Source organism: Rothia sp. P13129, assembly GCF_048512865.1.
In the GTDB taxonomy this organism is placed as follows: Bacteria; Actinomycetota; Actinomycetes; order Actinomycetales; family Micrococcaceae; genus Rothia.
Genome location: NZ_JBLXYA010000004.1, coordinates 34,025 through 54,450 on the forward strand (window position 1 = coordinate 34,025; position 20,426 = coordinate 54,450).

Annotated in this window: 18 protein-coding genes; 6 read left to right on the forward strand and 12 right to left on the reverse strand. The window is 47.0% G+C overall.

The genetic code is table 11. The features are described from left to right. The first annotated feature begins 62 nt into the window (after positions 1-62). On the forward strand, positions 63-1,403 hold the full coding sequence (locus tag ACN081_RS03960; protein ID WP_419107027.1) for a DNA recombination protein RmuC: 1,341 nt from the start codon (positions 63-65) through the stop codon (positions 1,401-1,403). Between the two features lie 45 nt (positions 1,404-1,448). Here the strand turns inward: ACN081_RS03960 and ACN081_RS03965 are convergent, their stop codons facing one another. Continuing rightward, positions 1,449-2,546 carry a 4-hydroxy-3-methylbut-2-enyl diphosphate reductase gene (locus ACN081_RS03965; protein ID WP_419102867.1) on the reverse strand — a complete coding sequence of 366 codons (1,098 nt, stop codon included), beginning with the start codon at positions 2,544-2,546 and terminating at the stop codon, positions 1,449-1,451. Positions 2,547-2,569: 23 nt separating this feature from the next. Beyond that, positions 2,570-3,706: a hypothetical protein gene (locus tag ACN081_RS03970; protein WP_419107028.1), complete on the reverse strand. Its 1,137-nt coding sequence runs from the start codon at positions 3,704-3,706 to the stop codon at positions 2,570-2,572. Between the two features lie 106 nt (positions 3,707-3,812). Here ACN081_RS03970 and xseA point away from each other — a divergent pair, with 106 nt between their 5' ends. Beyond that, complete coding sequence (gene xseA, locus ACN081_RS03975; RefSeq protein WP_419107029.1) at positions 3,813-5,105, forward strand: exodeoxyribonuclease VII large subunit; 1,293 nt, start codon at positions 3,813-3,815, stop codon at positions 5,103-5,105. A gap of 47 nt (positions 5,106-5,152) precedes the next feature. Then, positions 5,153-5,422, forward strand: a complete 270-nt coding sequence (locus tag ACN081_RS03980) for an exodeoxyribonuclease VII small subunit (protein WP_419107030.1) — start codon at positions 5,153-5,155, stop codon at positions 5,420-5,422. A 94-nt stretch (positions 5,423-5,516) separates the two neighbouring features. Here ACN081_RS03980 and ACN081_RS03985 read toward each other — a convergent pair whose 3' ends face one another. Genes ACN081_RS03985 through ACN081_RS03995 form a run of 3 tightly spaced genes read right to left on the reverse strand, consistent with a single transcriptional unit; the run spans position 5,517 to position 8,431 of the window. Further along, positions 5,517-6,734 (reverse strand): pyridoxal phosphate-dependent aminotransferase, encoded by a 1,218-nt coding sequence (locus ACN081_RS03985; protein WP_419102871.1) that lies wholly within the window; start codon positions 6,732-6,734, stop codon positions 5,517-5,519. 10 nt (positions 6,735-6,744) lie between these two features. Then, positions 6,745-7,935, reverse strand: coding sequence for a glycine betaine ABC transporter substrate-binding protein (locus ACN081_RS03990; protein ID WP_419107031.1), 1,191 nt, complete (start codon positions 7,933-7,935; stop codon positions 6,745-6,747). Further along, positions 7,925-8,431, reverse strand: a complete 507-nt coding sequence (locus ACN081_RS03995) for an NUDIX hydrolase (protein WP_419107032.1) — start codon at positions 8,429-8,431, stop codon at positions 7,925-7,927. Before ACN081_RS03995 ends, ACN081_RS03990 begins: the two co-directional genes overlap by 11 nt. Before the next feature lie 114 nt (positions 8,432-8,545). Between ACN081_RS03995 and ACN081_RS04000 the strand changes: the two genes are divergently transcribed. Then, positions 8,546-9,532: a mechanosensitive ion channel family protein gene (locus ACN081_RS04000; RefSeq protein ID WP_419102874.1), complete on the forward strand. Its 987-nt coding sequence runs from the start codon at positions 8,546-8,548 to the stop codon at positions 9,530-9,532. Positions 9,533-9,665: 133 nt separating this feature from the next. Here ACN081_RS04000 and ACN081_RS04005 read toward each other — a convergent pair whose 3' ends face one another. The 5 genes from ACN081_RS04005 to galU all read right to left on the reverse strand — a co-directional run bounded on the left by ACN081_RS04005 (position 9,666) and on the right by galU (position 15,183). After that, a complete protein-coding gene (locus ACN081_RS04005) occupies positions 9,666-10,556 on the reverse strand; it encodes a LysR family transcriptional regulator substrate-binding protein (RefSeq protein ID WP_419107033.1) in 891 nt (296 codons plus the stop codon). A gap of 3 nt (positions 10,557-10,559) precedes the next feature. Next, the gene (locus ACN081_RS04010) at positions 10,560-11,039 is read right to left on the reverse strand and encodes a DedA family protein (RefSeq protein WP_419107034.1); all 480 of its coding nucleotides are present in this window, start codon (positions 11,037-11,039) and stop codon (positions 10,560-10,562) included. A gap of 444 nt (positions 11,040-11,483) precedes the next feature. Beyond that, positions 11,484-13,142, reverse strand: a complete 1,659-nt coding sequence (locus tag ACN081_RS04015; RefSeq protein WP_419107035.1) for a CYTH domain-containing protein — start codon at positions 13,140-13,142, stop codon at positions 11,484-11,486. Between the two features lie 116 nt (positions 13,143-13,258). Then, the gene (locus tag ACN081_RS04020) at positions 13,259-14,146 is read right to left on the reverse strand and encodes a hypothetical protein (RefSeq protein WP_419102878.1); all 888 of its coding nucleotides are present in this window, start codon (positions 14,144-14,146) and stop codon (positions 13,259-13,261) included. A 143-nt stretch (positions 14,147-14,289) separates the two neighbouring features. Continuing rightward, entirely contained in the window at positions 14,290-15,183 is an 894-nt protein-coding gene (gene galU, locus ACN081_RS04025) for a UTP--glucose-1-phosphate uridylyltransferase GalU (RefSeq protein ID WP_419102879.1), read from the reverse strand. Positions 15,184-15,352: 169 nt separating this feature from the next. Between galU and ACN081_RS04030 the strand changes: the two genes are divergently transcribed. Together ACN081_RS04030 and ACN081_RS04035 are read left to right on the forward strand one after the other, a co-directional pair. After that, positions 15,353-15,955, forward strand: a complete 603-nt coding sequence (locus tag ACN081_RS04030; protein ID WP_419107036.1) for a 5-formyltetrahydrofolate cyclo-ligase — start codon at positions 15,353-15,355, stop codon at positions 15,953-15,955. A gap of 39 nt (positions 15,956-15,994) precedes the next feature. Then, positions 15,995-16,180: an FmdB family zinc ribbon protein gene (locus ACN081_RS04035; protein ID WP_419107037.1), complete on the forward strand. Its 186-nt coding sequence runs from the start codon at positions 15,995-15,997 to the stop codon at positions 16,178-16,180. Positions 16,181-16,235: 55 nt separating this feature from the next. Here ACN081_RS04035 and ACN081_RS04040 read toward each other — a convergent pair whose 3' ends face one another. Beyond that, positions 16,236-16,445, reverse strand: a complete 210-nt coding sequence (locus tag ACN081_RS04040) for a hypothetical protein (protein ID WP_419107038.1) — start codon at positions 16,443-16,445, stop codon at positions 16,236-16,238. A gap of 7 nt (positions 16,446-16,452) precedes the next feature. Beyond that, a complete protein-coding gene (locus ACN081_RS04045) occupies positions 16,453-20,358 on the reverse strand; it encodes a DNA helicase (RefSeq protein WP_419107039.1) in 3,906 nt (1,301 codons plus the stop codon). Positions 20,359-20,426 lie beyond the last annotated feature (68 nt).

Here is a 20,426-nt window from a genome sequence, read left to right on the forward strand (position 1 = left end):
AGCGTACGGGAACGTCCATCACCAATAGCTAACATCGGTAGAAAAACACTAGACTAGTAGTTATGACTGATGCGACGTTCCCTCTTGCTCTTACCCTTGTTTTTATCCTTGGACTTTTCTTAGGCTGGTATCTTGGATACCTCAAATCAGGGTCTATCTCATCGTTGCGAGAGCATAATGCCCGTCTTAACGCCCAGCTCACCGCATCTGAAAAAACGCAACAATACCTCACTCAACAAGTTCAGGCGCTACAAGAACGTTCACGAGAAGACGCTGATGTCCTTCAAGCTCTAGCACCGGTCAAAGTGCAACTTGCCACGATGGAACGTTCTGTTCGAGCGATGGAGTCACAACGTTCAGAACAATACGGTGCAGTGTCTGAAGCGCTCAAAGCCTCAGCCCAAGTACAAGAGAATCTACGCACCGTCACACAGGGGCTATCTAGTGCGTTACGTTCATCTAGCGCACGCGGCGTTTGGGGTGAGACGCAGCTCCGTCGAGTTGTTGAAGCCGCTGGTATGACTAGATATGTTTCTTTTCAAGAGCAAGTGAGCGCAACGATTACGCCTTCTCATGAACGAGAACGCATCATCCGACCTGATATGTTGATTCATCTTCCCGGGGAAAAGATCATTATCTTAGATGCGAAGACCCCGCTTAATGCTTATCTTAAAGCTCAAGAAGCCGGTGACGATGAGAATCTTGCACAGCAGGCTCTTGCTCAACACGTCAAAGAAGTTCGTGCCCATATCGACACTCTTGCTCGTAAGAAGTATTGGACAGGTTTTTCGTCTTCTCCTGAGCTTGTGCTCTGTTTCATCCCGTTAGAGTCTGCGCTATCTGCCGCGTTACAAGCAGATAGTTCACTATTAGATGATGCTTACGCAAAAAATATTGCTCTGGTCTCCCCCGTATCGTTGTTATCTTGTCTGAAGGCTATTTCTTTCTCGTGGCGTCAAGAGACTCTGACCGATAATGCCAAAGAACTTCTATCGCTCTCTCAAGAACTTTATGAACGTCTTGGCACCGCGAGCGCACATCTACAGGGTATGGGTAGGTCGTTGAATAAGGCTGTTGAATCGTATAATTCTTTGGTTGGTTCTTTAGAGACCCGCGTTTTTGTGACGGCCCGTAAAATTGCTGATTTAGATTCGTCGTCTATTTCATCTTCTCTGCGCAGTGACCCTTTAGATTCTTTTGCCAAGCCTCTTGGCGCACCAGAATTTGTAGGGCATGACTCCTCGTGGGAAGCTTCTTCTGCTGAGGATGAAGATGATTCGCCGGCTGTGATGATTGAACGCCCTACCCCACGCAATATGACGCCGAATGCTTCTTCTCGTGTTTTCCCGCAACGCACAAACCCCTCAGATGAGCCTTTTGACTATGATTCGTGGAATAGCTAAAAGCGTCTGAGGGGTTTGAAAATCCCGCTAATGGGGTTGGTAGGTTTAGCGGGTGGGTTTAGCTCCACGTCCGCCAAGTTGTCGCCCAGCGTTCTCGTCATTTTTTAGTGCGGCACGAAGTTCTTTGGGCAAGGAGAAAAGAATGTCTTCTTTAGCTGTCTCGATTTCTTCGACTTTGTGATAACCGTAGTCTTGTAAGAGGGCGAGGACTTCTCGCACGAGGACTTCTGGGACGGATGCGCCGGAAGTTAGTCCAATGGTTGCCACGCCTTCAAACCAGCTTTCGTCTACTTGATGGGCGAAATCAACGCGTTCAGCTTTTTTTGCACCGTATTCTAGTGCTACTTCTTTGAGTCGAACGGAGTTTGACGAGTTTGCACTACCAACCACAATAACGAGGTCGGCTTGGGGTGCAATTTCTTTAATGGCGCCTTGACGGTTTGAGGTTGCGTAGCAAATGTCGTCGGATGGTGGGTCTTGTAAGGAGGGGAAGCGCTCACGTAAACGTGCTACGGTCTCTAACGTTTCGTCAACCGATAGTGTTGTTTGTGATAGCCACACAACTTTATTGGGGTCTCGGACAGTGACTTTATCGACTTCGTCGGGTGAGTTCACAATCTGGATGTGTTCAGGTGCTTCGCCGGCGGTGCCTTCGACTTCTTCGTGTCCGGTATGTCCGATGAGCAGAATATCGTAGTCTTGTTTTGCAAAGCGTATTGCTTCACGGTGTACTTTGTTGACGAGGGGGCAGGTGGCGTCGATGGTGTTCAGTTCACGTTCTGCGGCAGCGTTGACGACTGCTGGGGACACACCGTGGGCAGAGAATACGGTGACGGCTCCTTCGGGTACTTCGTCCACGTCGTCTACGAAGATTGCGCCTTGTTCTTCGAGTGTTTCCACTACGTGACGGTTATGTACGATTTGTTTACGAACATAGACGGGGGCACCGTAATGGTCGAGAGCTTTTTCGACCGCGATGACGGCGCGATCGACGCCTGCGCAATACCCGCGGGGTGCAGCAAGAAGAACTTTCTTCTCCCCTTTGATAGGTGCTGCAGCCTCTATCTCTTCACGAGTTCGGCGGGTACGGGGCATTTGAGGCAACCCGAGAGAAACTGTTGAATCAACCTGTGTTGTGGACATAGATACTATGTTACGTGTTTCCACTATATTCTGACACCTGCTGTGCGCTCTCTCGCACCTAGCGAAACTATGGAAAATGCCACACCCAGCAAAATTAGTACTATTCCGATGACCATCAGAGGAATAGTTAACGAGTTCACATAGTTCGTAGCAGAGTCAGTTATGATGCTGCTGAACCTTTGCACAAAAATTTTACCCACTTCAGAAGAAACTGCTTCATCTGCCTGCGCTAGAGGTTTTGTGCCTAAAAATATGCTCGAGCACCAAGATATTGCGCTCAGTGTTAAAAAGATGCACCCCGCGTAGATGCTTCGGTTCCTACCCCAGAGGATAACTCCTACAAGCAACGACAAGGCGCTAAGCCCGCAATATAGTTTCCATTGCTGGGCAAAGTGTTTTATCTGGTGGAGGTATTCTGCGGTTTGTGAGTGGGAGCTATCAAGAACAATTAGGTGCTCGCCGGGGTGAAAAATACTGAGTTTATCGCCTAAGAATTGGACTAGTTGGCTGTTGACCTGCTCATAGACGGGGTCAATATCAAGGGCAATATTCTGATGTTCTTCCCCTACGTTATAACGGTGGGTACGAGTGACAATATCGTTCCACATATGTTGGTAGGATTCTTGCGAAGTCACCGACTGAGCAGCCTTTTGGATATTCTCTTTGACGCGTTCACGCAACCAGTTTTTGATGGAGCCGAAAAAACCTTCTTCTTGACCTTCTCCAAGATAATTTTTGACGGTCTGGTCTTTCATAATGTCCGCAACAACAGCGTCAGATAGCGCTTTTTGAAAGGACGAGTCTTGCCCTAATGGACTCGCTAAAGAACTAAACCCTTGCTCTGAAATAATGTTTTGTTCTGCCCAATATCCAACACCACCAGCAGCACCTAGCACGATAGAACATAGTGCACAAAGTACTGCGATAGTACGACGAACCATCAACCACCAGCTGTAGCTATTATCCTCAAGGTAAGGTATCTGATGATCAGCAGATGCAGACGGTGAACCCGAAATATGCCAATTACCATCGACAGATTTTCCGTAGTCTTGGGCAGTCTCATCCAACACAAGTTTTTGCGTCGGAGCGTCATCCCCTATGAGTTGTATAGTAAGGTCGTCTTCACCGTTAGATGTGTGCTGGTATTGATGATTTCTCATAGGTGCCCCTTCTACATTCTTTCTCATCACTATACTGCGGTGCCGTTGGGCAAGAAAATATTTGGTGGACTAGAAGAAGACTCTCAACTCGTGGGAGACTACCTATATGGATATTTCTTTAACTCCGCAGCTGATTCCGGCTGCTGAGGAACGTACGAAGAACCGCCCGCTTCCAGAATACGGCGCTCAAACTGATGAGTATAACCCTTGGCCGGTACATCATTATTCCCAAAAACTTGCCGGTTATATTCATCGGTGCCCAGCAACATGGGTTGAAGGACAAATCATCGAGCTGAACCCACGTGGTCGAGTCACCTATTTGACGTTACGCGATGTGGAACAGGAAAAATCTATTCCAGTATTGTTGTATTCTTCAGTACTTACAGGGTTATCTTCACCGCTCAAGCACGGACAGCGAGTAGTTGTTCGTTTAGAGCCTAGCTTCTGGGAGAAGACAGGGCGCCTGTCCATGCGCGCTAGTGATATTCGCACAGTGGGCAGAGGAACGCTTCTTGAGCAGTTAGAAAATCTGCGAAAGTCTTTGGCGGACGAGGGTCTTTTCGACCCTGCGCACAAAAAGCCCCTACCTTTTCTGCCTCAACGTGTTGGTCTCATTACGGGACGAGACTCTGACGCTTGCAAAGACGTGATACGTAATGCTCGTTTGCGGTGGCCGGCAGTGCAATTCGAGATACGAGAAGTCGCGGTACAAGGAGCACAAGCACTACGCCAAGTCACACAAGCACTTGAAGAACTTGATGCTTTAGAAGATGTGGATGTGATCGTCATTGCTCGTGGTGGTGGCGCGATGGAAGACCTCTTACCGTTTTCTGAAGAAGCTCTGATTCGAGCCGTCTATCGGGCACAAACACCAGTTGTCTCCGCTATCGGGCATGAAGCAGATAACCCTATTCTTGATGAAGTCGCGGACCTTCGTGCATCTACACCGACGGATGCCGCGAAACGTATTGTTCCTGATATGGCTCAAGAACGTCTCTATATCACGCAGCTTCAAGCGTCGTTAATGCGGATGGCGTACCAAAAGATTGAGACAGAAAAATATCATCTGGCACAGGTGCGTTCACGCCCCGTCTTAGTATCTCCTCAAACAACTCTTCTACGTTATGAGGAGGAACTACAGCACCTACGTAATCGGAGTTTTACAACAGCTCACTCGCTGTTATTACGTTCGCGTGAGGTTCTTTCACAATTGCGTTCACGTGTTCAAGCGTTATCTCCACAGCAGACGCTTGAACGTGGATACGCTTTGGTTCAAGACTCTTCGGGGAAACTTGTGACGAACGCACAAGACCTACACGAGGCAGATATCGTCACCCTTCGCTTTGCACAAGGTTCTGTCCAATCACAGATTCTCGGTGACGCTAACTCAAAAAAATAATTAGCCGATAAAACTCCCATATTTTGACTCTCTCGAAGGAGAACATCATGACCTCTAAATCTTCAGAAAACATTACATTTGCATCATCTATTTCCAACGTCCCGGTAGAAGACCTTTCGTATGAGCAAGCTCGTTCAGAATTAATGAACGTCGTGACGGCGATGGAATCTGGAACTTCTAGCCTTGAAGAAATTATTGCGCTATGGGAGCGAGGAGAAGAGCTTGCAAACCGTTGTGAGGCATGGTTAGACGGAGCACATCAACGCCTTAACGCTGCACGACAAGAACGCTTAGAACAGAGTTCTTCCGAATCATAAATCAGCGCACTTTGGGATATAAACATCAGGTGGTGGGGTACAGAACCTAGCGTTCTGCACCCCACCACCTGATAGTTCTCTTACCTAGTATTTTCTACTGTCGGTAATCTGCTAAGAAGTTTCCGAGTTTCTCCAACGCTGTTGCTAGTGTTTGCGTATCAGGTAAGAACACTAAACGGAAATGATCTGGTTTAGACCAGTTAAAAGCTGTTCCCTGACTAATGAGAATCTTTGACTCTTTAAGCAGGTCAAGAGCAAATTTTTCGTCATTAGAAATATTGAATTTCTCGATATCTAGTTTGGGGAATAGGTAGAGAGCGCCTTGAGCAGGTTGACAGCTCACCCCATCCATGTCGTTGAGCAGACGGTATGAGAGGTCACGTTGTTCTTTGAGTCTGCCACCTGGAAGTATCAAATCATTAATAGATTGGTAGCCACCTAATGCTGTTTGTACAGCGTGCTGTGCAGGCACGTTAGCGCATAGACGCATTGAAGCCAGAAGTTTAATACCTTCAAGGTAGCTTTCTGCAGCCCATTTGGGTCCGGTAATCGCAACCCACCCAGAACGATACCCCGCTACGCGATAGGCTTTTGATAAGCCGGAGAATGTCAGGCAGAGAACATCGTCTTTGGTGAGGGACGCCATGTGCACCATTTTTGCGTCATCGTAGATAATTTTCTCGTAAATTTCATCAGCAAAAATAACAAGACCGTACTCGCGGGCAATATCAACAATTTGGGATAGAACATTTTCGGAGTACACGGCACCGGTGGGGTTATTCGGGTTGATGACGACGATACCGCGAGTTTTTTCTGTAATTTTTGAGCGGATATCTTCAATATCTGGTTCCCAACCATTTTGTTCATCGCAAAGGTAATGTCGAGGGGTTCCTCCTGCGAGCGCAGTGGATGCTGTCCAAAGTGGGTAGTCCGGCGAAGGAATAAGAATTTCGTCTCCATCATTACAAAGTGCTTGTAGCGTCATGGGGATGAGTTCGGAGACGCCATTGCCGAGGTAGACGTCGTCGGGGTCTAGGTTGAGGATTCCTTCGTTTTGGTAGTACTGGACGATGGCGGTTCGTGCTGAGTAGAGGCCTCGTGAGTCGGAGTATCCTTGGGTGACGGGTAGGTGTTGAATAATGTCACGCATGATGGCGTCGGGTGCTTCGAATCCGAAGGGTGCGGGGTTGCCGATGTTGAGTTTGAGGATTCGGTGTCCTTCAGCTTCCATGGCTGTTGCTTCTTCGAGGAGGGGGCCGCGGATGTCGTATAGGACGTTATTGAGTTTTTGAGATTGTTGATAAGTTTTCATGTTGCTTAGATTACTCTCTTGATGTTTTTAACCAGAATTTTGCAACGTCTTCGTTGCTGATTGCGCCGTGTCCGGAAGTGAGTCGGTTGAATTCTGTGAGATCTGTTGAGCTAAGTCGAGATGACACTGAATCAATTGCTTCTCGTGCGCTTTGAGGTAGTTCTTCTGCTCTAACAATAGGAACTATCTGTTGTGAGATAAAGATACCAGCAGGGTCTTCTAAAACGGTGTAGGCGTTGTCTTCAATTGTTGCTGAGGCGGAGAATATGTCTGCAATATGGACGTTATCTGATGCGAGTTCTTCTGAGAGTTTTTCTTGGCTGTTGATGGGGCGGAAGTTTTTAGGAACGCAGTGGTAGTAGCGTTCTAGCGCCTGCAGACCGTAGGAGCGGTGTTTAAAGCTTTCTGGTGCTCCGAGGGTGAGCTCTTTGCAGTGTTGAGCGATGTCAGCTAGGGATTTGAGTTGGTATTTTGCGGCGGTTGCTTTGGTGATGACGAGGGCGTCACGGTTTTGAGCTGAGGCAGGTTTGAGGGTGCTCAGCCCGAATGGTAACACTTGTTTGATGGCGTTGATGATTTCGTTATCGCTTAGCCCTTTAGCGTTGAGCCCTGTGGGGGTAGGTGTTGGTGTTGGGGTGCTTTGGGGTGGTGTCTCGTTGTTTTGTGGTGTGAGTTGGTCAAGGTTCGGGTCGTATTCTTGTGCGGTGGGTACAGATTCTTCTCCGGCAGCTTGATCATTTTCGCCCCAACCGTAGGTGTACATGGCGTTGGGGTTTTCTTCTGATATTTTTTGGCGTTCTTGCTGGATATAGGCGGGGCTAAATTTTCCGTCGTTAGTGAGGTAGAGGAGTAAGTTTCCTGAGTAGTCCGGTGTGATGTCTACGGTGTTGGGGTCGTTATAGGGGGTGTCTTCGTTGTTTTCTGGTGTTGGTTCTGGGGTGTGTTCTTGTTCCATCGCTTTGAGGTATCCGGCTCTGTCAGTACCGGTGTCTACAAGTTCAGTTGTGTACCCAGCTTCTTGTAGTGCTTGAGAATATATGGTGGCGATGAGTGCGGTTTCTTCTGAGATTCCAGTAGAGATACGGATTGTTCCGTAGGTTGGTGCGGAGGGGTCTGCCGTAATTTTTGTAGGGGTTGAACACCCGCTTAAGGCGATAGCGCAGGTGGCGAGTGTGGCTAGCCACGGGGCTTTAGCTTTCATGTGCGGTGCTCCTTTCGTCAGAAGGTTGGGTTTTGGTTTGGTGCTGTTGTACCCAATCTGTGATGTTACGGTATCCCATCATACGGGCGGTGTCTTCGAGGAGGGAGAGTTTGGGAATGTTATCGAGTTCTTCGATGGGTATCCAACGAGCTTGGTCGCTGCTGCCGTTGGTTTCGTGTGTTAGTTCTCCTGAGATAATGTGTGCACGGTAGACCGTTCTCAATGCACAAAAAGGCATTTTCTGGTGTTTTTCGAGGGGAAGGTGGAGTGCATGGACGCCTAGTATTGTATCGGTTTCGATGAGGTATCCGGTTTCTTCAAGGACTTCTCGACGTACGGTGTGTTCGGGTTGTTCTGCTGGTTCCATTCCACCGCCTGGCAGTGTCCACGCGGCACGTTCGGGCGCGTTTTCTGGGAGGAATCTGGTGAGCAGAATTTTTCCTTGTTCAATGATGACAGCGTATGCTGCTGGTCGAGTTTCCATGACGATAGGCATAGTTTCTATCCTATCTGGTTGGTTGTGTGACAAGACATTTTTTCTTGGTTTCTTCCTCAGTTAGGGTAGAGAAGAGATGATTTTGTTGTAGATGACGAGAGGAGTGGTGCAGTGATGTTTATATGGCTGTTTTCTTTAGTGTGGTGGGATTCTATCGGTTCTGTAGAGTTTTGGTTGAGTCATCCTTTACGGATTTTGTTGATTATTCTTTTTGCAGTTGTAGTCCGTAGTGTTTTGGAGTTGTTGATTCGTCAGCTGACTCGTTCTCTTGCCCGAGGTACACGAGTACGGGTTATCCGCACTGAGCATGAGAAGAGTGCAAAGGTCGCTCTTCCCACATTACGTTGGGAAGAGGACGATTCTATTGCTCGTTCACGTCAACGCCAGCGTGCTCAAACAGTTGGTTCGGTACTACGTTCGGTGTCTTCTATTGTGATTTGTGCTGTTGCGCTCGTGATGATTATTGCTGAACTAGGTTTTAATATTGCGCCGGTGCTTGCCTCTGCCGGTGTGGTCGGTGTGGCATTATCCTTTGGGGCACAGTCTTTGGTGAAGGATTATTTGTCAGGTATTTTTATCGTCGCTGAAGATCAGCTCGGGATTGGTGATTGGGTTGATTTAGGTGAGGCCTCTGGCACCGTGGAGTCTGTAGGTTTACGAGTTACGTCAGTTCGTGATACCAGCGGAGTGCTATGGCATGTTCGTAATGGTGAGATTCTTCGCGTCGGGAATTCTTCTCAGGGGTGGGCTCAGACAAATATTGATGTCCCCGTTCCTTATACTGCTGATGTTGAGGAACTCAGTACGTTCCTAGTGTCTCGGGTGCAAACGGCATTATCTTCGGACGAGGTATCGGAGAGTGTTCTTGGCAGTCTTCAATTTTTGGGTGTGGAATCTCTCAGCGGTGAAGCTTTGACCTTGCGTTTTTCGATGAAGACAGCTCCGGGTGAGCAGTGGCGTGTTGGACGTATTTTGCGTCTTGAGTTGAAGAAGGCTCTTGACGAGTATGGTGCGCAGATTCCTCTGCCTCAGCATTCAGTGGTACATAGCACCTCCCCTGCACAGGATTCAGCAGTGGGCGAGGTATCTCCTCAAGAGTAGTGTCGTTCTTTGTTTTAGGTTGTCACAAGAATCATGATGGGGTTAAGCAGAAAGTTTTCTGTTCAACCCCATCTTCTAATCAGTGCCGCGAAACAACGAGTGATTTTCATATTCTCACGACGTATCAGGTTGGTTATGGTCTGCGTCGTTGGCGTCGTTTTTTACGGTCTTGTTGTTCTCTTTTAGCATTTGCTACACGTTTTTTGTGTTTTTCACGGGCTTTTTCACGTCGTTTTTGTTCTGCTTGAGCAGCCACGCTTTGGCTACTGCGAGCAGAGTTTTCTTTTCGTCCTCGTGTAATTCCCACAAAGTCTTGGATAATTTGTTCTTCGTGGTCTTCGCGGTTGTAGCGTTTCCAGACTAGTTGTACAGGTGTTTCTTTGATATCTGGAATCACACGGTAGGTGAGGTCTTTACGATGGTGCAGACGCGCAATACTCATGGGGACGATGAGAAGTCCAAGCCCTGCTGCAACGAGTTCAATCGCATCGGCGGTGTTTCTCATCAATGGTAGTTTTTGTTCTGTCTGCTGCCGATAAGGTTCAGAGATTTCTTCCCATTCAGGGACGGTGTGTGCCTGTTGTAGGAGAGTTTCTTCTGCAAGTTCTGCAATGGGGATTTCTTCCAGCAGGGTCAAAACATGGTCAGTGGGAAGAACTACCACGTTTTTTTCGCAGTAGAGTGTGATGGCATGGAATTGGTCTTTTTCGAAGGGGTTTTGGTGAGCTGCTACGCGCGTCAACACCATATGAGCCAATGGAGGCTCACCTTCTAGGCTTTCCCGTGTAGCGTCTTCCTTTAGCGCAAGTTCTTTGAGAGGGCAGAGTTTTCCGTATCGTTCTTGCCATCGAGAAAACCACTTGCCAGGCATAATTCCTGGTACGTACCCGACACGAAGCTCTTGCCCTTCGTCTTTGAGCTCTAGAGGGTGTTCTTGGTCTTTGAGGTGAGCGAGCAGTTCGAGTTGCTGTTCATGAGCGTATGAACCAGTTTTTGTGTGGTTCTCGCTAGTGTGGGCTGTCATAGCTTACAAATTAGCATGTCTTGAGCGGTTATGAAGAGTACGCTTACCAAGATAGATGAACAGTGAGAGAGCTATCAAAAGAATGATTGCTGTGATAAGAACAGTTGGTTGTTGAATCCAAGCCCAGATGACAGCCATACCAACGGTGGAATAGATACAAGCCCACATTAAAGTTCCTACGAGCATGGCAGGAATCCATCGTTTCAAGCTCATGCGAGTAAAGCCCGTGGTGAGAATGACGGCAGTTTGAAAGCCAAGGGTTAAGAAGCATAAGGGAACGGCAAGTACTCCCCAACGGTTGATGAAGTGTTGCGCACGAAGGTACATTGGGGTTTGCATCAGGTGCCGGATACGTGCCAATTTAGCGCTGCCGGCGGAGGCAATCCAGCCAAGCATGAAAACTAGGCTCGTTCGAATAATCCCCACAATCCAGAAGAAGAGGAGCGCCCAGTGCCATTGTAGGCTTTGTATCCATTCAATCACGGCTATTAGTTTATCTGGTTTTGAGGGTACCGCGTTCGAACATCATATGACTATGAGGATTTTCTCAGTAGCTCACTAGTTTCTTGCCCTTTGAGCGCATTTTTACCCGCAAAACTTAGGGTAGCCTTTGTTCTTTTTTAGGTAATATAAATTTTTTCTTCAAAAGACTAGCCAAGCACTATTCAATTAGGTTATATTTTTATTACCAAATAGTTGAGAGCTTGTGGGAAGCAATCAACAATATGGTTTCGAAGACTTTTCTTCCTGTGTGTGATGCAAGTGCCTAGTCAAGTAGAAATACTTGACTAGGCACTTCTTTTTAACTGTCTTAACATGCAAAATGAGCCGTTGAAAACAACACCAGAAAATATACGCATCAGGTAGTTTTTCAACGACTCACAGGGTGAAAAACCTCCCCCCCCCTCCCGATAGGAGGAAGAAAAATCAGGACTTCTTCTTAAATTTCAGTTTCTTCAGCTCCAACATCAACTCAGGAATACGAGAAAGTTCCTTTGCGCGAAGCTGAACAATACGAGCATCACAGCCACCTAATAAATACCCGATAGCAAGACGATCATTCTGACGACGAGTCGCACGACGCAAAGCAACCTCTAGCCACGTTGCAATGACTTTTTCATCAGAAAGAATCGACAAAGAATCATAGAAGCCATCACACATGCGCCATAATTTCTGCTCAGAAGTATTGAGTGGCATCCCAGCAGATTCAAAAGCATCCAAACAGTACTTTGCTCCTTGACCAACACGTCGAATTTTAAAAAGCAACGTATCGCTCTGCTCAGCAGAAACCACCTCATCTACTGAAGGCTTCCAGATATGACGATACTCTTTACCGACATATGCACGAAGAGCTTTCCGCAAGTGCTGAGCAACTTTACGAGTATATTCGTCAGAATCTTCAGGAAGCTGCACAAGAGCTTTGAGATTATTCATCAAGTACACTAAATCTTTTCTCAGCTGAAGATACTCTGGAGAGTCAAGAACACGAATTAAAGCCTTTGACGCAACCTCGCTATCGGAGCTCAGGTATTCGTCAAGCTCCCGACGTGCGGTCTCACTAATAAGCCCCGGGCGAGTGTCAACAGACCACATAAAGGTTGTCAAAATCTCAATATCCCGCGCAGAGGCAAGACCTCCCATCAGATGCTTCAGATAACGAATATCGTCTTGAACTTTTTGGCAAGACGTATCATCACTGATATAGGGCAACACTGCATAGCGCAAAATCGCCTCAACTTGGCGAGCGCTCTTTCTCATACCGTGCACCGCATCAGGTGCATCAGAACGCAGTTTCATTTCCCAAATCATCAAGTCTGAGGTTAAAGAGTGAAGAATCTGACGTAAAAATTTCTGAGAACTCTTCGGCCGAGACGTTTTCTTCTTAGACTTCTTCTTCGCTGCAGAAGAGGCTGTCGTGTTCTTTGTAGAGGCACAACCTTCTAGACCTTGACGTCTCGCTTCAAAACATTCATCTTTACCCAGTGCACGAGCAATCTTTGCAGTAGATTTTGAAAGAGTGATACCTAGATTGGTGAAGATAACTTCACAAGCAGTGAAAATATCTGCGGGACTGACAAGCCCCGAATCAAGTAGTTCAACTTCCCATTCTGTCCAAGAACGTTCAATATCCGTCGAAAAATCTAGTGCACGGACTTTGTCTTTGCAGATTTCGGCAACTTTAGTTCCCTCAGCGTCCACCAATACTGTACGTTCACGTTCTGTCGCAAGAGAGACTGTCTCGTATAAGTCATCACCCAATGTCACGGCACGCACAAATTTGTTGACAGCGGCAGGCATACGCTGGTGGTCTGCCAGTAGTGAGAACCCTATTTCGTGGCGGGCTCCAGCACGGTCGTCAAATTTAATATGCCATCCCTGGTCGTATCCGCCAAGACGGCGACGTAAAGCGACCATATTACGACCTAAGTCAGCGTCTTGAGTGTCAAAATATGTTGCTTCGAGGTGCTCGGTGATACTTTCAGAGACCTCAAGATTTTCCAGAACATTCCAATCGATAGGAGCAATATCTGCTTGGGGGTCAGCCAGCTCATATTTACGTTCTACTTCTAAATGATGAGTTGCCATCGGATCATAGACTCCTGAGTCAGGGGAAGTTAAAAGTAAGGAATAGCACCGTTATTTTCTTGTCTATAACGGACAACACCCACTATCAAAATCATAGCGGGTGTTGGTTCAAAATATTAGGCTCTACGCCGTTTAAGAATCTCGTCTAAGGTCTCTGTAGCTCCGCGCAGTTGCTGAGCTCGTGCCAAGGACTGTGTCTGGCTTTTAGGATATGAAGGTTTCTTGAACGGTTGTGGCTGTTCCCGTTGGACAACAGGAACTTGCAAGTACGTAGGAATGGGTGTTGGTGTTGGCTCCCACGAAGAAACCGCTGGTTCAAAAGGTGGGTCTAGTTTTTCTTTATCAACCAAAATACCGTGTGCAGTGCCCTCAAGCTGAGGACGTTTCGAGGTGTCTTGAGTGCGTAGATAACGTAAAGATTTCGCAGCGTACACGCTAGGTTTTTGGCCTTGACGAGAGACAGGCTTTACCCGTCGTGGTGACGGTGAAGCAGCTGTTGCTGCCGGTGTAGAAGAACTGCACTTTGCCGCAGGAGAAACAGCAGGTTTTCTCTTCTCCAAAATAACAGGAGAGCTAACTGCCGAAGATTGTGTACGTTGTTTTCTACGTTTTTGAGCGTCTCGTATGGCGAAGAATCTCAACGTTGAGATACAGCTCAAAGAACAGAAGAAGGAGATTCCTCCGATGAGCCACGATCCACTTCCCAGTAGGGCGAGAAGGGCTTCTCCTAGAGAAAAGAGGAAGAAAGCTACAGCCATCACAAAAATGATAATGCGCCCATAACGCAAAGTGTAGGTTGATGCACTTTCAGTTGGGGTCCGAGGTGCAGAAGTTAATGTTGGAGACGGCTGTGAGGTTGCATCAAGGCATACATCGTGAGCATAGCGTTCTGCAGAAATCATCGTTGTCAGAGCTTTTCTGTTCAGCATACGAGGCACCGCAAAAATAAGCAGTACTGCAAGAATGACTAAGGCGCTGGTTGCGCCCAAACCACTAAGCTCCATAGTCCACCTCAACAGACCAGCTATCACGTGTTACACCGACGAGATAAATGGTTCTAAAACTTTTTACGTAGATACTAAGAATACGTTATATAACCGCTGGGGAACGTGTAATACACGTTCCCCAACAGCACTAAAATGTATTTTTATTTATTTTTGACGAAGTCTTTGAGCCAGCCGAGAAGATCTGCACCGAGGTCTTCACGTTCGGAAGCAAGAATAACATTCGCTTTAAGATAGCTGAGCTTATCGCCAGTATCGAAACGACGTCCTTTGAAGACAACACCGTAGACGCCTTCAGATTCATCTGCAGCGAGAGTCTGCAAAGCATCGGTAAGCTGAATTTCGTTGCCACGACCAGGTGCAGTATTCTCAAGAACTTCAAACACCTTAGGGCTTAGAACATACCGACCAATGACAGCATAGTTTGAGGGTGCGTCTTCGGCAGAAGGTTTCTCAACAAGTTCAGAAACCTTGAAGAAATCTTCGCCTTCTACCTGCTCAATAGCGGCAGCACCATATGCAGAAATCTGTTCACGTGGAACTTCCATTAGTGCAACAACAGATCCCCCAGTCTTCTGCTGCACTCGAACCATTTCAGATAGTAAATCTTCTTTTTCGTCGATGAGGTCATCACCCAGAAGAACTGCAAAAGGTTCGTCTCCGACGTGGACTTTAGCACGCAACACTGCATGCCCTAGGCCTTTCGGATCGCCTTGGCGAACATAGTGCAATTCTCCAAGGTCATTAGAATCAAGAACAGTTTTCAGCAAGCTATCCTTGCCTTGCTCAGCGAGCTGAATTTCAAGGGTCGGAACACGGTCAAAATGGTCCTCTAACGCTCGCTTGTTACGTCCTGTAATCATCAAAACATCGTTAAGCCCAGCTTTAACAGCCTCTTCAACAACATATTGAATTGCAGGGCGATCTACTACAGGAAGCATCTCCTTAGGAGTTGCTTTAGTTGCGGGAAGGAAGCGAGTGCCTAGACCGGCTGCAGGTATTACTGCCTTTGTGATAGTTTTTTTCGGGTCAGTCATAAATACAACAATACTCTAAGACCGTCGTCTCTTGCAGAAAATGACGAGAGAAAAAATGGCGACAAAACGTTAAAACTATTTCATCACATGAACCTAACAATGAGGACAAGAATATCTTTATGATGGGATAGATATTTTCTATCATTTGTTCTTTCTTCACATTATGAATATGCCTTTTCAACAACACCACTTAGCTGCACACAAAGCAGAACTACGCTCAAAACTCAGGGAACAACGCCGAAATTTTTCGACACGTCACGAAGCTCAAAAAAAATTAGATCATCATCTCAACAAACTCGTTGAAAGTTTGGCCTTACCACAAAACTCAATCATTGCAGCTTTTTTACCTTTGCCCACAGAACCACCTATCATTCAAGGTTTAAAAACCCTAAATAACCGCGGGCACACTATTATTGTCCCGATAACAACACCACAGAAAGCTCTCCTATGGGCTCCGTGGACACCTCAAAGCACCCTACGCACCAATGCTTTAGGAATATCAGAGCCATCTCCTCCATATCAAACATCACAGGCTTTCTATGATGCACAGCTACGACTTATACCTGCGCTAGCTATAGGAGCAGACGGGCGTCGCCTCGGACAAGGTGGAGGATACTATGACAGGCTCCTAGAACACGACCCCACACCAGAAAAGAACTACGGAACAACCTATTCTTGGGAGATACTCCCCTCTGTCCCAGCAGAGCCATGGGACGCAAAGTTGTTCCATGCCCTCACCGAAAATGGTCTTCACAAATTATCCGTGCAGTAGAATATTCCACGACACATAGACTATTTTGAGGAGAACCCCATGCCGGTTTATCAATACCAGTGCAAAAACTGCGAATACCTTTTTGAAGAACACCAATCGTTTACAGACAAACCACTCACGATCTGCCCTCAATGCAAGGCTGAACAGCTACGGAAAAAATATGGAACAGTAGGAGTAGTCTTCAAAGGCTCAGGTTTTTATACTAACGATAAGAGCAGTTCCTAAAAATATAAGATGTGGGGAGGGACAACGTGATGTGAGCGTTGTCCCTCCCCACATCTTAGATAGACGACCTAAAATCGTGGTGAGGAGGACGTTGTTCTTTCAACCACTGGGCACGATAATCTTCTTCAGAAGAAACATCCTGGGTTTCCTCAGCCGATTTCAAAACACCTAATATTGTGGGCTCTTCACCGTACGAAGGGTCACCAGAGACCACCCGACGGTGCCCACGCCGTTTTTTAGGAGTTGAAGAATACTGCTCCGCCATAAAAATATTATTCGTCCTCTACACCAAGATACCGGCACATCCGTTCAGCCACCGCATGAGGGTCCGAGAAAACTTCTATAGTCCACAACGTCATATAGTTCCATCCAGTACGAGCTAAACGATCTGGCAGAAGACGAGTTCGTTCTCGAACGCTCATGCTAGCAAACTCGTCAGAACCATCAGAACAAGCAGCAAGAGGAAAATTCAACGCAACAGCCTCTTGAGAGTTTCCGCTCTTACGGCGGCGAGGGCTAGGTGTAGAACCTGCCATCAACGACTCATGCTCAGAATAAGCAACCAACGAAATACCTTGCGTTCCATGCTCACGCAAATGTACACCACGGTTTCCTAAACGACGTACCATATCATTCAGTAACCAGTCCCCCATATCAATTGCCTCAATATCGGCGTTACGGAGAAACTCATTCTGAGGGATTCTATCGGTAATAGTTGCAGTCTGCTCTTCGTGACGAATCTTCTGCCAGTTTTCGTGCTCCCGCAACATCTTATAGAGATCTAAAGCCCCATACTCAAGCAATGCCGGATCGAGATCTTCGATAGAAACGCAGGACATTAAACGGGTCAGGTGACGTGCACGAGTCATCCCTAGTACAAAATATTCACGACCATGAGGTTCAGAAAGCTGACCAAGTTTATGGTTCACAACCCCGTTATGACCTTTGCCCGTACCGAGAGAGAAAATAACAACGTCACGTTCAAGTCCTGAAGCTCTCGACAAATCTACAACACGGAATGGTTCACCGTGCTGGGCGTTGTTGAAGAAAGGTAGCATCTGCGGATATTGAACGAGCAAAGAACGCACAGCTTCGGCAATACGACGCGCATGACGAGTACTCGCTGTCACCACTGCCAAAGACTGATTAGGGTTCTTATACGCATGTTCAAGGACACGTTTAGCGACGCTATCAACCTCAACAGCAGGAGAATCAAGATTTGAGTTATCACTAATCTTTCCAGTGGCGTCAATATACTCAGCGATGAAGGCAGGAATGTCCTCAGATATTTCTTCACCCCAAGGGTAGAAGTTCAAAGCACCAGAATAAAAATTATCATTCAAGTAGCTGAATACTGCCGGATCAACAGTCCGCTCAGAAAGAAGAGCTAAAGTCCGTGCAGGGAGAATCTTCGAAAGCGCACTATAAGTACTCTCAATTTTTGGGTTCTTCTCCAAGGGAGCATTCTTTGCCACAGCAGAAACCATGAACGGTGCAGGGAAACCGCTGTGGGGGTCCCCAATAGCAATAACCTGTTCGGTCCTAATGATAGCCGGAAGGTTTGCTGCTAATGGGGTCGATTCTGCGTCAAGAAGAATCACCGCATCAAAACGCACCGTATTAGCAAGTCTGCGAGTCAGTGCAAACGGGCTCGACGTCCATAATGGGTACAGGGCATGAACGAGCGTACTGGAATGTTTGAGAACCGCATCAAAATCAAAGTGATGTCCACGAAGCTGGCTCTTCAGATACGCTGCAGCATCAGGATCTGCAACAATACGATTATTCCAAATATCTCGGATAGAAGAACCTAGTCGCGCCGGAGTTGCCGCAATATGAGCTTGATCAGCGGTACGGAACTCTTCTTCAAGAATTCTCAAGCTATCGCCATCAAGAATTTCAATCTCATCGCTATCCAACATTTTTTCAAGAGCGCTCTGCCACCAAGCAAGTTCAAGTTCTGCACTAACATGTTCTGCTGGAACTTGGCGTTTGAGGAGGTCTGCAAGAAATTCTTCTAGGCCCAGTTCGTAGAGTTCACGGCGAATTTCTTCGCGTTCAGGCAAGGTATATAGTAGCTCTTCGTCGGCGTCTAGCATGGTCAGACGTTCAAGAAGAACACTATATTCAGTGTTTAAAAAGTCATTTCCGTCGGGGTGGTCTTCTAGAACGATGGCAAGACCCGAGAACTCATCTGCTAACTCCGCAAGTTGTTCTTGTAAACGTGTTAGGTTCGCAGGAACCTGTGGTTCACGAGGAGAAACAGCACGTGCAATCCATTCTTCTCGTTCTTGTTGAACGATAAGAAGATTCTCGTGTAGGTCGTTAATATGCACGCCAGGAACAATATATTCTTTCGCCGCTTTGCGAAGACGAGAGCGTTGAATACTGCTCATTTCTATACCGTGTTCACGACGCCATGCGCTGCTTGCGGTAGCAGCAATAAGGTCAGTCACTGGGCGGTCATAAACATCTACACGAAACTTTGTAAGAGTCTGACGAATACGTTCTAGGAGTTGAAGTTGAGCGTCCCATTCATGGTAGCTTTCTCCCATACGCAAACCGGTTTGTTCGCTTAGCTGGCTCATCTTCGCGTGCATTGATTGCAGAGAATCTATCAAAGATTTTACGAGACGGTGCGCAGCTTTACATTCTTCTTGATCATAGAGTTTTGCCCGATGCCAAGAGGACAGCAAAGTAGAAGGACGGAACGCGCGTAGTTGCGCAAAACGTTCTATTTTCTCCGTAATTTTTGCGCGATGAGAGAGCGCGTCCATGACGTGACGGTTAAAGCGAACCGTCGTAGTAGGTGCAGGATTTTGCGTCATTAAAGCGGCAAGGGTCTGCAACGCATCGTACACTGAACAACCCCAACGTGATTCCGTAAATTTGAGGGAGTTTGTGTGAGAAATAAGTTTATTGCGAGAGGAGACGAGTCGCTCGTACACATCGCTCATATTCGGGCAAGCTGCGTTCTCATTGCGAATAATGGCTTGTACCAGAAGTTCTCGCAACTCTTCTGAAGAATGTTCCTTCAAAAGATCAAAAGTGAATTGGTCAAGGCCAATATTTTTCAGAAGTGACGCAAAGTTTTCAACGGTTGAACTACGCTCCCCCACAACTAGAACAGATTTACCGTCGTGGATAAGAGTTGTAGCAATATTGGTTGCCATCTGTAGCGGCTCGGTACCAGATGGTGCTGTAACAACCAGAGAATGTCCAGAACGCGCCAAGTCAATAATTTCTTGGGCCGAGGAATCAGCGTCAAAAGCTAACATCTCGCTATGGGGCGCTCTCTGATCAAGGGGAGCTGCAGAATTGTTAACAAAGACTTCTGGGCGTGTAGTGTCTTCAGGCTCTAACGCAAGTTTTGCCAGTTTACGAACAAGAGGTGTGAAAGAGTCTTCCGGAAGTTCTGCCGCATTTTCCTTGATGTCAGCAAATGTAGAAATAAGATATTTTGACTCAATCAACATTCCAGGAACGTGGCCGGTGCTGGTGCGCATACGGTCAATCACAGGTTCCGGGTCAAGTTTTGACATGGAATTTGCTAGCTGTGCGACATCCATAGAACCAAGGTCAATACCGTATTCTTTATGGATTTGACGCACCATAGCAGGGTTTAATTTCGCTGATCCCGATAGACGGATTTCAAAATCTTCACTGGTTGGGTGAGGTGTGATGACAATAGGAGTCAAAAGAACTGGCGCAATAAAACGTTTTTCTGGTGCACCTTGAGCATGGTGAACATCTCGAGAAAGCCAGGAAGCAGTACCTGCAGCAAAATAACCAGCAGAAAGCCCGTGCTGGTTTTCAAGCTCAAAGATTTTACTACGTAAAGCTTGAGCTGCACGCATAGCAGATTCACGTTTGTTTTTATCACGAATAATCGTAGAAAGTCGTGTTTTACGCCCCATCATCAGCTGAGCTAAGCCTGAGGGGTTAGCATCAGTAATGTCGATATGGACATAATCAATCTGATTAAAGTCAAGGAGTGCATCTGGACCGGTGTAAAGGTCCATTTGGCGGTTCCACGTTTCTAACCCTTTTTCATAGTCGAGAATCTCTACGACGTTCTCAAGTTGTTCACTCACTGAGAGTGCAGAGGTTCCTAAGGCGCTACTACCGGCAGATTCCCAAGATTGAGCCGGTTGAGGGGTAGCTGATTGTTCGTTCACGAATGAAAGCTCTTTCGATACTGTTTAGGGTGCGGTTTTACTCTAGTTATCCATCATACGGGTCAAGG